Source organism: Enterobacter cloacae complex sp. HYC080_NIDB (assembly GCF_056673325.1).
On the sequence record NZ_CP114212.1, the window covers coordinates 1,879,649 to 1,893,891 of the forward strand.

Consider the following 14,243-nt stretch of genomic DNA (forward strand, 5'->3'; position numbering starts at 1 on the left):
GCGGATAAGCGAGCATTGTAAATTTCATAAAAATGAAACGGCGATCCCTCTTTTCTCTCTTTACCGCGCTACCTGCCGCTGCATGCCTCTGGTATGATGAGTGCAATTTGCTAAAGCTGTGTAATGGAAATCTCACTATGGTCATTAAGGCGCAGAGCCCGGCGGGTTTCGCGGAAGAATACATCATTGAAAGCATCTGGAATAATCGCTTCCCTGCAGGGTCCATTCTTCCGGCTGAACGCGAACTCTCTGAACTGATTGGCGTCACTCGCACCACGCTGCGTGAAGTGCTTCAGCGACTGGCGCGTGATGGATGGTTGACGATCCAGCACGGCAAGCCAACAAAAGTAAACAACTTCTGGGAAACCTCGGGGCTGAACATTCTTGAAACGCTGGCGCGCCTCGACCACGAAAGCGTACCGCAGCTCATTGATAATCTGCTCTCAGTGCGTACCAACATCGCGACGATCTTTATTCGTACCGCTTTCCGTCAGCACCCGGAAGATGCGCTTGCAGTGCTGGCCAGCGCAAACGAGGTCGAAGATCATGCCGATGCCTTTGCCACCCTCGATTACAACGTCTTCCGCGGTCTGGCGTTTGCCTCCGGCAACCCGATTTACGGTCTTATCCTCAACGGGATGAAAGGGCTCTATACCCGCATTGGTCGTCACTACTTTGCCAATCCCGAAGCGCGCAGTCTGGCACTGGGTTTCTACCATAAGCTCAGCAAGCTCTGCACTGAAGGGCTGCACGATCAGGTTTATGAAACCGTGCGTCGCTACGGTCATGATTCCGGTGAAATCTGGCATCGCATGCAAAAAACGCTGCCGGGCGATTTAGCGATTCAGAGTCGCTGAAAGAAAAACCTCTCAAGTGAGAGGTTTTTTTTCGCCCGGTGGCGCTTCGCTTACCGGGCCTACAAACCCGTAGGCCGGGTAAGGCGTAGCCGCCACCCGGCAAAAAACATTACAACGTATTCAACCGCGCCGGGCAACGTTCCAGCAGTTCTACGCTGCCGTCCTCATTCTGCTGTTCCAGCTGCACGTCAAAGCCCCACAGGCGGTGAACATGCTTCAGCACCTCTTTACGTCCTTTATCCAGAGGCGCGCGGTTGTGCGGGATATAACGCAGCGTCAGAGAACGGTCACCGCGTAAATCGACGTTCCAGACCTGAATATTGGGCTCAAGATTGCTCAGGTTGTACTGAGAAGAGAGCCGTGAGCGGATCTCGCGGTACCCCTCTTCGTTATGAATCGCAGAAATCTCCAGGTAGTTGTTACGATCATCGTCCAGTACGGTGAAGAAGCGGAAATCACGCATGATCTTCGGCGACATAAACTGGCTGATAAAGCTCTCGTCCTTAAAATCGCGCATCGCAAAATGCAGCGTTTCAAGCCAGTCTGAACCGGCGATATCCGGGAACCAGTACTTGTCTTCTTCCGTTGGCGACTGACAGATACGCTTAATATCCTGGAACATCGCAAAGCCAAGCGCATACGGGTTAATCCCGCTGTACCACGGGCTGTTGTAAGGCGGCTGAAACACGACGTTGGTATGGCTGTGGAGAAACTCCATCATGAACCGCTCGGTCACTTTCCCCTCGTCATACAGATGGTTGAGGATGGTGTAGTGCCAGAATGTCGCCCAGCCTTCGTTCATCACCTGCGTCTGTTTCTGCGGATAGAAATACTGGCTGACCTTGCGCACGATGCGCAGGATCTCACGCTGCCACGGCTCCAGCAGCGGGGCGTTTTTCTCCATAAAGTAGAGCAGGTTTTCCTGTGGCTCGGAGGGATAACGACGCGTCTCGGCGACGGCTTTCTCTTCCTCACGCTTCGGCAGGGTGCGCCACAGCATGTTCACCTGGCTTTGCAGATACTCTTCGCGGCTTTTCTGTCGGGCTTTCTCCTCCTGCAGGGAGATTTTCTGCGGCCGTTTGTAGCGGTCCACGCCGTAGTTCATCAGGGCGTGGCAGGAGTCGAGCAGTTTCTCCACCTCATCCACGCCATAACGCTCTTCGCAGTCGGTGATGTATTTACGCGCGAAGATCAGGTAATCAACGATGGAGCTGGCATCCGTCCAGCTGCGGAAGAGATAGTTATTTTTGAAAAACGAGTTATGGCCGTAACAGGCGTGGGCCATCACCAGCGCCTGCATGGTAATGGTGTTCTCTTCCATTAAATACGCAATACACGGATTGGAGTTAATCACAATCTCATACGCCAGCCCCTGCTGACCGTGTTTATACAGGCGCTCCGTTTCAATGAATTTTTTACCAAACGACCAGTGCGGATAGTTGATCGGCATCCCGACGCTGGAGTAAGCGTCCATCATCTGTTCAGAGGTAATCACCTCAATTTGATGGGGATAAGTATCCAGGCGATACAGTTTTGCCACCCGGTCGATTTCGGCGAGGTAGACATCCAGCAGCTCGAAGGTCCAGTCGGGTCCATCGCTCAGACGTGTGTTGTCCTTGTTCAGGGAATCAATAGTAGCCATTAGCGCGCCCTCGTTGTGGGTGCTCTCTCTGTCTGGAGAGCCTCCTTTCAAGCATAGATCAACGTGTTAAAAAGCGTGCCCGACAAGAAATTTTTTCTTTGCGATTTCCCGTTTTTGATACGGCAAAATAAGCGACTCCTTCAGCATTTTATGCTGGTTAAAAATAAAGCTCAGCATGAGATCCCAAATTAGCACCATCCCCTGATACTGGGGGATGTGTGAGGCAAGTCACCATAAAAAAGTCGTATGTTGAATAATATTTTCAACTAGGTTATCAATCTGTAATTAGAAGATTGTTCTTTTGCACATTATGGAGTGGCTATGCGTGTTGTCATACTGGGAAGTGGTGTCGTTGGCGTAACCAGCGCCTGGTATTTAAGTCAGGCAGGACATGAGGTTACCGTTATCGATCGTGAATCCGGCCCGGCGCTTGAAACCAGTGCGGCGAATGCCGGGCAAATCTCTCCGGGGTATGCGGCGCCGTGGGCAGCCCCTGGCGTACCGCTGAAGGCGATCAAATGGATGTTCCAGCGCCATGCGCCCCTGGCCATCAGCCTTGACGGCACGCCGTTCCAGCTGAAGTGGATGTGGCAGATGCTGCGCAACTGCGATACCCGCCATTACATGGAAAACAAAGGGCGCATGGTGCGCCTGGCGGAATACAGCCGTGACTGTCTTAAGACCCTGCGCGCGTCGACCGGCATTGAGTACGAAGGCCGTCAGGGCGGCACGCTGCAGCTGTTCCGCACCGCGCAACAGTATGAAAACGCCACCCGCGATATCGCCGTGCTGGAAGATGCCGGCGTACCTTACCAACTGCTGGAGGCCAGCCAGCTGGGGCAGGTGGAGCCTGCCCTGGCGGAAGTGGCGCATAAACTGACGGGCGGCCTGCGTCTTCCTAATGACGAAACCGGCGACTGTCAGCTCTTTACCCAGCGTCTGGCGCACATGTGCGAGCAGGCGGGGGTGAAATTCCGCTTTAACACCGCTGTCGACAAGCTGCTGTCGGAAGGGGAAAAAATTTACGGCGTGAAGTGTGGCGACGAGGTGATCAAAGCGGATGCTTACGTGATGGCGTTTGGCTCGTACTCCACCGCCATGCTGAAAGGCATTCTCGATATTCCTGTTTATCCGCTGAAGGGCTACTCGCTGACCATTCCGGTGAAAGAAGAGAGCGGCGCCCCGGTATCAACCATCCTGGATGAAACCTACAAAATCGCCATTACCCGCTTCGATAACCGCATCCGCGTGGGCGGCATGGCGGAAATTGTCGGCTTCAACACCGACCTCCTGCAGCCGCGTCGTGAAACGCTGGAGATGGTGGTGGGGGACCTGTTCCCGCGCGGGGGCTTTGTTGAGCAGGCGACATTCTGGACCGGTCTGCGTCCTATGACCCCGGACGGTACGCCGATTGTTGGCCGTACGCCGTTTAAAAATTTGTGGACCAATACCGGACACGGCACGCTGGGCTGGACGATGGCCTGCGGATCCGGTCAGCTGCTGAGCGACCTGATTTCCGGGCGCACGCCAGCCATTCCATTTGACGATTTAAGTGCGGCGCGCTATCAATCAGGGTTCACGCCATCGCGTCCACAGCATCTGCACGGCGCGCATAACTAAGGAGTTGTCATGTCCCGTCCTGTTCTGGCTCAGCTGGATCTGCAGGCCCTGAAGGAAAACCTGCAAATTGTTCGCCGGGCAGCACCTGGTTCGCGCGTCTGGTCGGTAGTCAAAGCGAATGCCTACGGCCACGGTATTGACCGTATCTGGAGCGCGCTCAGCGCCACCGACGGTTTTGCGTTGCTCAATCTGGAAGAGGCTATCCTGCTGCGCGAACGCGGCTGGAAAGGGCCGATTTTGCTGCTGGAAGGGTTCTTCCACCCCGAGGATCTGCCCTTGCTGGATAAGTATCGTCTGACCACCAGCGTTCACAGCAACTGGCAGATTAAAGCGATTCAGGATGCAAAACTCCACGCGCCGCTGGATATCTATCTCAAGGTAAACAGCGGCATGAACCGACTGGGCTTTCAGCCTGAGCGGGTGCATACGGTCTGGCAACAGCTGCGCGCCCTGAAAAATGTGGGCGAAATGACGCTGATGGCGCACTTTGCCGATGCGGAAAAACCGGACGGCATTGCCGATGCCATGGTCCGCATTGAGCAGGCGGCAGAAGGGCTGGACTGTCCGCGCTCGCTGTCGAATTCTGCGGCGACGCTTTGGCATCCCGAAGCGCATTATAACTGGGTGCGTCCGGGGATCGTTCTGTATGGTGCATCCCCGTCCGGTCAATGGCAGGATATCGCCAACAGCGGCCTGAAGCCGGTGATGTCCCTGCGCAGTGAGATAATCGGCGTGCAGACGCTGAAGGCGGGCGACACGGTGGGCTATGGCAGCCGCTACCGGGCGCAGGGCGAACAGCGAATTGGTATTGTGGCAGGCGGGTATGCCGACGGCTATCCGCGCATCGCGCCAACCGGTACGCCTGTCTGGGTGGACGGCGTCCGTACGGGCACGGTGGGGACCGTGTCAATGGATATGCTGGCGGTTGACCTCACGCCGTGTCCGCAGGCGGGCATCGGTTCACCGGTTGAGCTGTGGGGCAATGAAGTCAAAATTGATGACGTGGCCGCGGCGGCGGGAACGGTGGGGTATGAATTGATGTGCGCCCTGGCGCCTAGAGTGCCAGTTGTAACGGTGTAACGTGTTCTTATGCCGGGTAAGGCGAAGCCGCCACCCGGCATAAACCCGCTACTCTGCGTCCTCTTCCATCGGCCGCAAACCGACTTTCCGCACCGCGTTATCTTCTTTTTCGGCAACGGTCCAGATCATCCCGGCAAATTCCACCTGATCGCCGACGACCGGCGCAGCGCCAAGTCGTTGCTGGATGATTTCGCCCAGCGTTTGCTGGTTATCACCGTCTTCAGCACCTTCATCCAGACCGTAAATCAGCGCCACATCCGCAAATTTGGCGCTGGCTTCCAGAATAAAATCGCCGAAGAAACGCTGGTCCAACGCCACCGGAGGCGACTGGCTGAACAACTTGCCCAGCGCGGGCAGATCGCGCTCGCGGCCAATCACACACAAAATATCCCCTTCGCGAAGCCGGGTGCTGCCGGTAGGGTGTTGCAGGACATTATCGCGAAACAGCGCGGCAATCCGCGTTTCGGCCGGCATGTGCAAATCGCGCAGCGATGCCCCTACGCACCACTTGTCGGCACTCAGTTGATAGACGAACTGTTCCCACGGGTTCTCCGGATGAATATCAAGCCCCACGCGGGACACCGGCCAGCCCACGGGCGGGACCACTACTTTGGCTTTTTTCGCCGCCCATCCGAGCGACGTCCCCTGGAACAGCAGTGAAATCAGCACCACGAAGAACGCCACGTTAAAGAAAAGTCGTGCGTTATCCAGCCCGGCCATCATCGGGAAGACGGCAAGGATGATCGGCACCGCGCCACGCAGGCCCACCCAGCTGATAAAGACACGCTCGCGCAGGTTGAAGCCGCGAAACGGCAGCAGACCGGCAAACACCGACAGCGGACGGGCGAAGAAGATCATCCACGCAGACAGCAGCAGCGCCGGAATGGCAATCGGCAGCAGATCCGAGGGCGTAACCAGCAGGCCCAGCACCAGGAACATGCCGATTTGTGCCAGCCAGGCAAGACCGTCGAAGTTTTGCAAAATAGCGTGACGGTTGCGGATAGGGCGGTTACCCATCAGGAATCCGCAGAGGTAGACCGCGAGAATACCGCTGCCGTCCAGAGCGGTGGTGACGGCAAAAATCAGGATCCCGCCGCTCAGCGCCAGCAGTGGATACAGCCCCGAGGGGAGCGAGATGCGGTTAATCATCTGCTGTAACAGGTATCCCCCCGCCAGACCTATCAGTATCCCCAGGCCGAACTGCTGCAGGATATGCCACGCGAACATCCAGCTCAGCCCGGTCTCGTGCTGCTGGATCATCTCGATCAGCGTGATGGTCAGGAACACCGCCATCGGGTCGTTACTGCCGGATTCAATCTCAAGCGTTGAGCCGACACGTTCGTTAAGCCCTTTTCCACCGAGCAGGGAAAATACGGCTGCCGCGTCGGTTGAGCCGACAATCGCGCCAATCAGCAAACCTTCCATGATATTCAGATGAAAAAGCCACGCAGCCATCATCCCGGTGAGGCCAGAGGTAATTAACACGCCGACCGTGGCAAGTGAAAGCGCAGGCCCCAGGGCCACGCGGAAGGAGCTCGCCTGCGTACGCATGCCGCCGTCAAGCAGTATCACCGCCAGGGCGAGGTTACTCACCATGTAGGCAAAAGGGTAGTTATCGAATGGGATACCGCCGATGCCATCAATGCCAGCCAGCATGCCGATAGCAAGGAAAATAACAAGAATAGGTATGCCGAGACGCGATGAAAATGAACTTAATAAAATACTGCTGGTTACAAGGACAGAACCCAAAATGAAAAGGCTGATTATCGCTGCGGCATCCAATGTTCTCTTACTCCCACCTCAATGTTAACGCTGTTACTAAAACCCTAACATATTAACGTCGGTAACAGCGTTTTATTAAGGCGGTTTAACGGATTTTTTACCCCTTTATGACCGGATGGCCGCTGATGGTGAGCTGGCTTCCGCCATCATCATGCTTCAGCCTGGCGTGCGCCCCCAGCGCAAGAGTGACGGTTTGCTGCTCATGGCCGAAATCCAGCCCGGTGATGACGGGAATGTCCAGCCGGGAGCGAATGAAATCGACCATCGTTTCCAGCGAGTAGCCCGCGTCATAGTCATTGGGGGCAGCGCCGCTAAAGCTGCCCAGCACAATCGCGGACTGACGCGCAAGAATACCGGCATGATAAAGCTGCAATAGCATGCGCTCGACGCGGAACGGATGTTCGTTGATATCTTCCAGCACCAGAATGCCGTCTTCGATGTCCGGCATCCACGGCGTGCCGATGAGCGAGACCAGCATCGCCAGGTTTCCGCCCCAGAGCTGACCTTCACACTCCCAGTGCGGTCCGTTGCCTTGCCACTCCACGCTGTAGGCAGGATTACGCAGCGCGCGCCAGAAGTGTTCCATGGTAAACGCATCCAGCTCTGGCGCGCCGAAGTTACCGGCCAGCATTGGGCCGCTAAACGTGATGACATTGTGCAGGGCCAGAAGACCTAGCTGGATGACGGTGAAATCGCTGTGGCCGCAAATCAGCAGCGGATCCTGCTGCTGGCGCTGCGCCAGACCCTGCCAGTCAATGCTCTCCAGCAGCCTGCTCGCCCCGTAGCCGCCGCGCACGGCAAGGACGATGCGATCCTTACCCTTCAGACTCACCAGGCTATTGATATCATTCAGCCTCTGCGCTTCCGTTCCGGCAAAACGCTGCTGGCGGCGGGGGATAATTGTCTGATTTTCTACCTGATGACCAGATTCCAGTAAGCGCTGAACGCCCCGCTGTGCCGCGTCCTGGTTAATGCAGTAGCCCGACGGCGCGATGAGATGAAACTGAGACATGGCAATTCCTTGCTGAATGAGAAACTAATTGTCTATATCATGCCGCGTATACGCTGCCTGCTTCAAGGGCGGCGCACCGCGATGACCGGCTATAAGGATAGATGACGTGAAATTGAGATGGTTTGCTTTTTTGATTGTGCTGCTGGCTGGCTGTAGTTCAAAACATGATTATCAAAACCCGCCCTGGAACCCGGAAGTGCCGGTGAAACGGGCTATGCAGTGGATGCCAATCAGTGAACAAGCCGGGAAGGCCTGGGGCGTGAGCCCGCGTCTGATCACCGCGATTATTGCGGTGGAGTCCGGCGGTAATCCTACGCTCGTCAGCAAATCCAACGCGGTGGGACTGATGCAGCTTAAGGCTTCAACGGCGGGGAGAGAGGTCTACCGCTACATGGGCTGGAGCGGACAGCCGTCGACCAGCGAGCTGAAGAACCCGGAACGCAACATTTCCATGGGTACCGCGTATCTGAGCATTCTGGAACATGGCGTGCTGAAGGGCATCGAGGATCCGGAAGTGATGCAATACGCGCTGGTGGTCTCATACGTGAACGGTGCAGGGGCGCTGCTCAGAACTTTCTCCTCTGACCGCAAAGAGGCGATAGACGAGATCAACGGCATGGACAAAGATGAGTTCGTCGAGCATGTCGCGAAGAATCATCCGGCACCACAGGCGCCTCGTTATATCTGGAAAGTACAGAAAGCGATGGATGCCATGTAATGCCGCAAACGGGCGGCGGTTGCGCTGCCCGATTTTTTCACAGGACTTTATTTGCACGTTCCCGTGCTTCACGCTCCAGCGAGTAGATAATACGCTGCAGCTCGCGTTCAGCGCCTGGCCCGATGTTCAGGAAACGGAAGCTCAGACGCGGCGTGGTAATCGTTTCGTTTTTGCTGTCCACCACCGTGCGCTCGCTGATGGCAATCAGCTGTGCATCGAAATAAAAGCGACCCCAGCCGCCCATATCGAGCTCAATTTGGGTAAAACGCATGCCTTCTACCAGTCCGTCCGGTTTCGCTGAATCCAGCAACGCACCCATTCCGCCCAGCGACAGGTCAAAGAGACGGAAACGAAGCTCTTTTTTGTCCGGCATTTTGGCCTTACAAAAATAGGCAGGGTGAAGCGGGGCGCTGATGCGGAAGTATTCACGACGCTGGACAAACCAGAGGTTGCCCGGAAGAGGGGTCACAAAAGCGGGAAGTCCCTGATATTCGCTCAGTTCCAGTCGCGGCAGGACAAACTCCACTTTGGCTCCATGGGTTTCGGCCATCACCGCAATATGTTCCGCTCTGAGCGCAGCGCGGTTTTCATACTCCTGGCTGCCCAGGTCTACAATCAGTCGCTCCTGCGAAACGTCAAGGATCTTGCTGATAAACTGATTATTTGACCAGCTGATGCGCAACGGCACTTCGCCTTTTTGCAGGTCGCGTAATACCCCTAATACAGCCAGCGGATTTTGCTTGAGGAACTGCTCACTGTAATGACTCACGCCGGATGGCTCCTTGATTAATGACAGACTGTCTGAGCGTTATCGGCAATCCACACTCAAACTTAATACAAACCGGTGAGTTTTTTTTATTGCTGCACGCAAGATAAGTCGGTGAGAGGAAAATGATTTTATGCTGATGACCTATACTTACCTTAGCTGCGCAGAAGGTTTTCTGCACATGCGTTAAACCTGAAAGAGGGCATCGCTATGGGTATCATCGCCTGGATTATCTTTGGTCTTATCGCTGGCGCTATCGCTAAACTCATCATGCCGGGAAACGATGGCGGCGGCTTCATTTTGACCTGTGTTCTCGGGGTTGTTGGTGCGGTTGTGGGCGGCTGGCTGGCGACGATGTTTGGCTTTGGAGGCAACATCAGTGGTTTTGACATGCACAGTTTCCTCGTTGCTGTCGTCGGCGCCATTGTTGTGCTGGGCATATTCAGGTTACTGCGACGAGCCTAAAATGACATAGCGGCTCTCTGCGGAGGGCCGTTTTTTTTGCCTGAATCTTGATTTGTTAATCGAAATGATAATAATTGTCGTTCCGTATTGCATCTAACAACAAGACGACATTATGAACTCCTCACGTTTTACGTTATGCGCTCTGGCCGGTGCCGTCACGCTGGCATTGCAGGTCCAGGCTTTCGCCGAAGAATCTACCATCGTCGTCACGGGCTCAGAGCAGGGCAGCGCGCTGCCGGCCTGGACGAACAGCGCCACGAAATCGGCCGTTGCCGAAAGTAAAACGCCCCAGGTCATCAATACGCTTTCTGCCCCGGAAATTGAAAAGCGTCATGCGAACTCCGTGAATGAAATCCTGCGCTATGCCCCGGGCGTCTCAACCGAGGTGCGCGGTAATACCTCCTACATGAGCGAATACAAAATTCGTGGCTTTACCGTCGATCAGGAGTTCTATAACGGATTGCAGTTGCCCTATAACGTCACCGGCAATACCAAGGCTCGTATCGATCCGCTGTTGATTGACAGCGTCGATATCCTGAAAGGGCCTTCATCGGTGCTTTACGGCGGTGGTTCGCCGGGCGGGCTGGTGAATATTCAAAGTAAAAAACCGCAGCGGGAAGCGCGAACGGAGGTCGGTTTTAATACCGGTAACCGCAACCTGAAAGAGGGTTATCTCGACTCAACGGGGCAGATAGCCGACAGCGACTGGAATTACCGTCTGCTGGGCAAGGCGACGGAGAATGACGATCAGCCGCACACCACCCGGTATGAAAATTACCTGGTCGCCCCGTCCGTCACCTGGCAGCCCGACAGCAAAACCCGTCTCACGCTGGATGCGCTGGCGCAAAACTCCCCGAGCCTGACGCCGTCAAATCCGCTCCCGCTGTCTTATCTGCGCTCGAAATATGCCGATCGCCGTGATTACGCCGGAGATGAATGGAGTGGGTTTAAGCAGCGCCAGTGGATGCTGGGCTATAGCTTTGAACACGAGTTTGACAGCGGCTGGGGCTTTAACCAGAAAGCGCGCTATTTTGACGTCGATACCCACCAGCGCAGCGTCTATGCGACAGGAACGGGGAGTGAGGTTTATCAGCTCAACCGCTTTGCTTACACCACCGATGAAGATCTTAAGAGCTTCAACATCGACAACCAGGTGACGAAAACCGTTGCGCTGGGTGAATGGCAGCACCATCTGCTGGCCGGGTTTGACTATCAGAAGATGAACTCGCATTTCCACTACCGTTACGCGTCGGCCACGCCAGGCATGGATATGCGCGATCCTGACTATGCGCAAATCAGCGAAGGCGCACTGGGGCTCTACACTGCCCAGAAGAATCGCCTCAGCTATCAGCAGAACGGTTACTACCTGCAGGATCAGGTGGAATTCGGTGGCTTAAATCTGTTGGGTAGCCTGCGCTACGACGATTACCGCTCCGTCACCACCGATTACCTGAAAAACGGGGATAAAGCCTGGGTATCGCAGGACCGCGTCACCAAACGTCTGGGCGCACTTTACGCCTTCGATAACGGTATTTCACCGTTTATCAGTTATTCCGAAGGTTTTGCACCGGTGTCACCGCAGGGAACGCTCACGGCAAAAGACGTCAAACCGACCACCAGCAAGCAGGTGGAAGGCGGGGTAAAATATCTGCTGGCTGAATACGCCACCACCTTTACCTCCTCGGTGTTTAACATCCGGCAGAAAAACGTTGTCACCTCCGATCCGGGCTTCCTGAATTATCGTCAGACCGGGGAAGTGGAATCCAAAGGGGCAGAGCTCTCCGCCATCAGCCGGCCGACGGACAACCTGACGCTGATTGCCAACTATGCCTACACCCATGCGATCAATACCGAAGATGATAAATACCAGGGTAAACGTCCAACTCAGGTGCCGGAGAACGCTTTCAATCTGTGGGGGGACTACACTTTCGAGAGTACGCCGCTGAAAGGGCTGATGCTGGGGGCTGGGGCACGCTACACCGGTCCTATGGAAATTTCACCGGCTAACGATGCGGGTAAGCTGGGCGGCACCACGCAGTACGATCTGGCGGCCTCGTACCGGATGGGCGAAATCATGCCTTCGCTGGCGGGACTGACGCTTAAGGCGAGTATGCAGAACATCACCAATAAAGAGACGCTGACCTGCTACGACGCAACCAACTGCTGGATTGGGCGTGACAGGACGTATCAGCTAGGAGCGAGCTACAGCTTCTGACTGCCCGGTGGCGCTGCGCTTACCGGGCCTACAAACCCAACGTAGGCCGGGTAAGGCGTAGCCGCCACCCGGCAATACTCCCTTACTGCGCCGCAGCTTTTACCGGCGCCGCCTCGTCATTCGCCGCAGGCTGATTTTCCGGTACGCTGTCACACGGTTTCTCTTTCGGACAGACCAGATCCAGCATTTTCAGCGTCACGCCATTACTCCAGCCGAACCCATCCTGCAGCGGGTACTCGCCACCGCCGCCGCCCGTACCGGTTGTTGATACGTCATATTTCTCCACCAGTTTCTTCTCGCGGTCGTAAGTGTGCTGCACGTTCTTCAGGAAGCGCCAGGTGACATCCATCGCCACCTTATTCTGCCCGTAATTCTGCAACCCTTCCGTCGCCACCCACTGCAGCGGAGCCCAGCCGTTTGGCGCATCCCACTGCTGTCCGCTGTTGATCGTGGTGGTGGTAATGCCGCCCGGTTTCAACAGGCGCGCGGAGGTCGCCGCGGCAACTTTATCGGCACGCTCCTGCGACGCCGCCTTCACGTAGAGCGGGAAGAGAGCGGCCGCGGTAAGCTGATTACGCACCTTCTTACTCTTGAGGTCGTAATCGGCATACCAGCCCTCTTTATCATTCCACAGGTGGTTCTCGATGGCTTTCTGACGCGCGGTTGCCAGCGCCTCGTATTGACTCGCCGCGGCGCTGTCGCCTGAATCCTGGCTTGCCCGCGCGAGCAGTTTTTCCATTTTAAACATCAGTGCGTTCAGATCGACGGGCACGATGCTGGTGGTGCGGATCGTGCCGAGTTTTTGCGGATCGTCCATCCAGCGGGAGCTAAAGTCCCAGCCCGAAGCCGCTGCGGAGCGCAAATCACGGTAGATCTCAGTCGCGGGTCGGTTAGGGTTGTTTTTGGCGGTATTGACGTCGTCAAGCCAGGACTCGGGGCGCGGAGTATCGCGGTCATCCCAGTAGCGGTTGAGCACCGAACCGTCATCCAGCTTCACCACGCGCTGGTTAGCTTGCCCTGGCTGAAGAGAATCCACGCCCTCCATCCAGTAGGCGTACTCTTTTTCCATCTGCGGGCGATATTTCTTTAGCGCATCGCTGTCGTGCGTCGCCAGCAGTTCCACCATCATGGAGAAGAACGGCGGCTGGGAGCGGCTCAGGTAGTAGCTGCGGTTGCCGTTGGGGATATGTCCAAAGGTATCAATCTCCCAGGCGAAGTTATCCACCATATCGCTGATTTTGTCCCAGTGGCCGCTTTCCGCGAGACCCAGCATGGTGAAATAGCTGTCCCAGTAGTAGACCTCGCGGAAGCGTCCGCCGGGCACAACGTAAGGCTTCGGTAACGGCAGCAAGGAATCCCATTTATTACTGGCTTTATCGGTGGTACGCGTCAGTACGGGCCAGAGGTCGTCAATATGCTCGCGTAAACTTTGTCCTGCGGGCGGAACATACTTTTCGCCTTCCGCAGGCAGCGTGAAGTTCATCTCTACAAAGTGGCGCAGATCAAAGCTGGACTGGGTGTGCTGCATCCGGTAATCCGCCAGGATCATCAGCGGATCGCTTTTGGGGACGGCATCAGCGAAGGTTTTCTGATCGGGAAACAGTTTGGCACTTTGCACATCATTAAAGAGAGGGCCAAGTAAAATATCGGGGGAATTTTTCTGGAACGCAGGCTGTTCATCAGCATAACTCAATGTCGTCGCACCGAGCAGCGCGCCTTCCAGCGCGAGGTGCAAAAGAGCAGGGCGTAAAGTGCGAGGTCTTATCATCTGTTCGTCTCCTGTATTCGCTCAGCAGCGTGACCGCTGTTATCAATCACCTGAAAACCTTAGACGAATATCGCCCGCTTCGCGTGTTCAATATCCCATTTTGCGCAGAACCAGACAATTTACCGCTTCGCCCGTCCAGGCCTGTCGGGAGAAATTTGTTGTGCAAATGAAATTAAAAGAATTATGCCTTTAAATAATCATATATATTGCACGTTAAAATATACATAAACCTAATGAAATAAGAGTGTGAAGCGGGTGGTCTTTCTTCTCTTCATTACCGCAAGTTTTCTCTGTGCCGATCACACAAGTTAAAAATCA

10 protein-coding genes and 2 pseudogenes are annotated in these 14,243 nt (G+C 55.5%); 7 read left to right on the forward strand and 5 right to left on the reverse strand.

All coding sequences use genetic code 11. From position 1 onward, the window contains the following. Positions 1–137 precede the first annotated feature (137 nt). Entirely contained in the window at positions 138–857 is a 720-nt protein-coding gene (gene fadR / locus O1723_RS08920; RefSeq protein WP_014884259.1) for a fatty acid metabolism transcriptional regulator FadR, read from the forward strand. A gap of 109 nt (positions 858–966) precedes the next feature. On the opposite strand, the gene O1723_RS08925 is transcribed toward fadR, so the two are convergent. Further along, on the reverse strand, positions 967–2,499 hold the full coding sequence (locus O1723_RS08925; protein ID WP_014884258.1) for a SpoVR family protein: 1,533 nt from the start codon (positions 2,497–2,499) through the stop codon (positions 967–969). Positions 2,500–2,820: 321 nt separating this feature from the next. On the opposite strand from O1723_RS08925, the gene O1723_RS08930 reads away from it, so the two are divergent. From O1723_RS08930 to O1723_RS08940, 3 genes and pseudogenes are all read left to right on the forward strand, one after another. Then, on the forward strand, positions 2,821–4,119 hold the full coding sequence (locus O1723_RS08930; RefSeq protein ID WP_014884257.1) for a D-amino acid dehydrogenase: 1,299 nt from the start codon (positions 2,821–2,823) through the stop codon (positions 4,117–4,119). 9 nt (positions 4,120–4,128) lie between these two features. Next, the gene (dadX, locus tag O1723_RS08935; protein ID WP_014884256.1) at positions 4,129–5,199 is read left to right on the forward strand and encodes a catabolic alanine racemase DadX; all 1,071 of its coding nucleotides are present in this window, start codon (positions 4,129–4,131) and stop codon (positions 5,197–5,199) included. Between the two features lie 9 nt (positions 5,200–5,208). Next, positions 5,209–5,310 (forward strand): annotated as a pseudogene (locus tag O1723_RS08940) (hypothetical protein); the annotation flags it as partial. A gap of 3 nt (positions 5,311–5,313) precedes the next feature. On the opposite strand, the pseudogene O1723_RS08945 reads toward O1723_RS08940, so the two are convergent. Together O1723_RS08945 and ldcA are read right to left on the reverse strand one after the other, a co-directional pair. After that, positions 5,314–6,981: pseudogene (locus O1723_RS08945) on the reverse strand (potassium/proton antiporter); the annotation flags it as partial. A gap of 97 nt (positions 6,982–7,078) precedes the next feature. After that, positions 7,079–7,993, reverse strand: a complete 915-nt coding sequence (gene ldcA, locus O1723_RS08950) for a muramoyltetrapeptide carboxypeptidase (RefSeq protein WP_014884254.1) — start codon at positions 7,991–7,993, stop codon at positions 7,079–7,081. A gap of 106 nt (positions 7,994–8,099) precedes the next feature. Here ldcA and emtA point away from each other — a divergent pair, with 106 nt between their 5' ends. After that, positions 8,100–8,711, forward strand: coding sequence for a membrane-bound lytic murein transglycosylase EmtA (emtA, locus tag O1723_RS08955; RefSeq protein WP_014884253.1), 612 nt, complete (start codon positions 8,100–8,102; stop codon positions 8,709–8,711). Positions 8,712–8,748: 37 nt separating this feature from the next. On the opposite strand, the gene ycgR is transcribed toward emtA, so the two are convergent. After that, positions 8,749–9,480, reverse strand: a complete 732-nt coding sequence (gene ycgR / locus O1723_RS08960; RefSeq protein WP_248190981.1) for a flagellar brake protein YcgR — start codon at positions 9,478–9,480, stop codon at positions 8,749–8,751. Between the two features lie 207 nt (positions 9,481–9,687). Here ycgR and O1723_RS08965 point away from each other — a divergent pair, with 207 nt between their 5' ends. Together O1723_RS08965 and O1723_RS08970 are read left to right on the forward strand one after the other, a co-directional pair. Continuing rightward, the gene (locus tag O1723_RS08965; RefSeq protein WP_014884251.1) at positions 9,688–9,942 is read left to right on the forward strand and encodes a GlsB/YeaQ/YmgE family stress response membrane protein; all 255 of its coding nucleotides are present in this window, start codon (positions 9,688–9,690) and stop codon (positions 9,940–9,942) included. Positions 9,943–10,054: 112 nt separating this feature from the next. After that, on the forward strand, positions 10,055–12,157 hold the full coding sequence (locus O1723_RS08970; protein ID WP_248190983.1) for a TonB-dependent siderophore receptor: 2,103 nt from the start codon (positions 10,055–10,057) through the stop codon (positions 12,155–12,157). A gap of 82 nt (positions 12,158–12,239) precedes the next feature. On the opposite strand, the gene O1723_RS08975 is transcribed toward O1723_RS08970, so the two are convergent. After that, a complete protein-coding gene (locus O1723_RS08975; protein ID WP_248190985.1) occupies positions 12,240–13,925 on the reverse strand; it encodes an alpha,alpha-trehalase in 1,686 nt (561 codons plus the stop codon). Positions 13,926–14,243: the final 318 nt, after the last annotated feature.

Bases quoted from the DNA above. Each gene is read 5' to 3' on its own strand.
- O1723_RS08970 (WP_248190983.1), top strand. From the start codon at position 10,055: ATGAACTCCTCACGTTTTACGTTATGCGCTCTGGCCGGTGCCGTCACG.
- dadX (WP_014884256.1), top strand. From the start codon at position 4,129: ATGTCCCGTCCTGTTCTGGCTCAGCTGGATCTGCAGGCCCTGAAGGAA.
- fadR (WP_014884259.1), top strand. From the start codon at position 138: ATGGTCATTAAGGCGCAGAGCCCGGCGGGTTTCGCGGAAGAATACATC.
- O1723_RS08975 (WP_248190985.1), bottom strand. From the start codon at position 13,925: ATGATAAGACCTCGCACTTTACGCCCTGCTCTTTTGCACCTCGCGCTG.
- O1723_RS08930 (WP_014884257.1), top strand. From the start codon at position 2,821: ATGCGTGTTGTCATACTGGGAAGTGGTGTCGTTGGCGTAACCAGCGCC.
- O1723_RS08965 (WP_014884251.1), top strand. From the start codon at position 9,688: ATGGGTATCATCGCCTGGATTATCTTTGGTCTTATCGCTGGCGCTATC.
- O1723_RS08925 (WP_014884258.1), bottom strand. From the start codon at position 2,499: ATGGCTACTATTGATTCCCTGAACAAGGACAACACACGTCTGAGCGAT.
- ldcA (WP_014884254.1), bottom strand. From the start codon at position 7,993: ATGTCTCAGTTTCATCTCATCGCGCCGTCGGGCTACTGCATTAACCAG.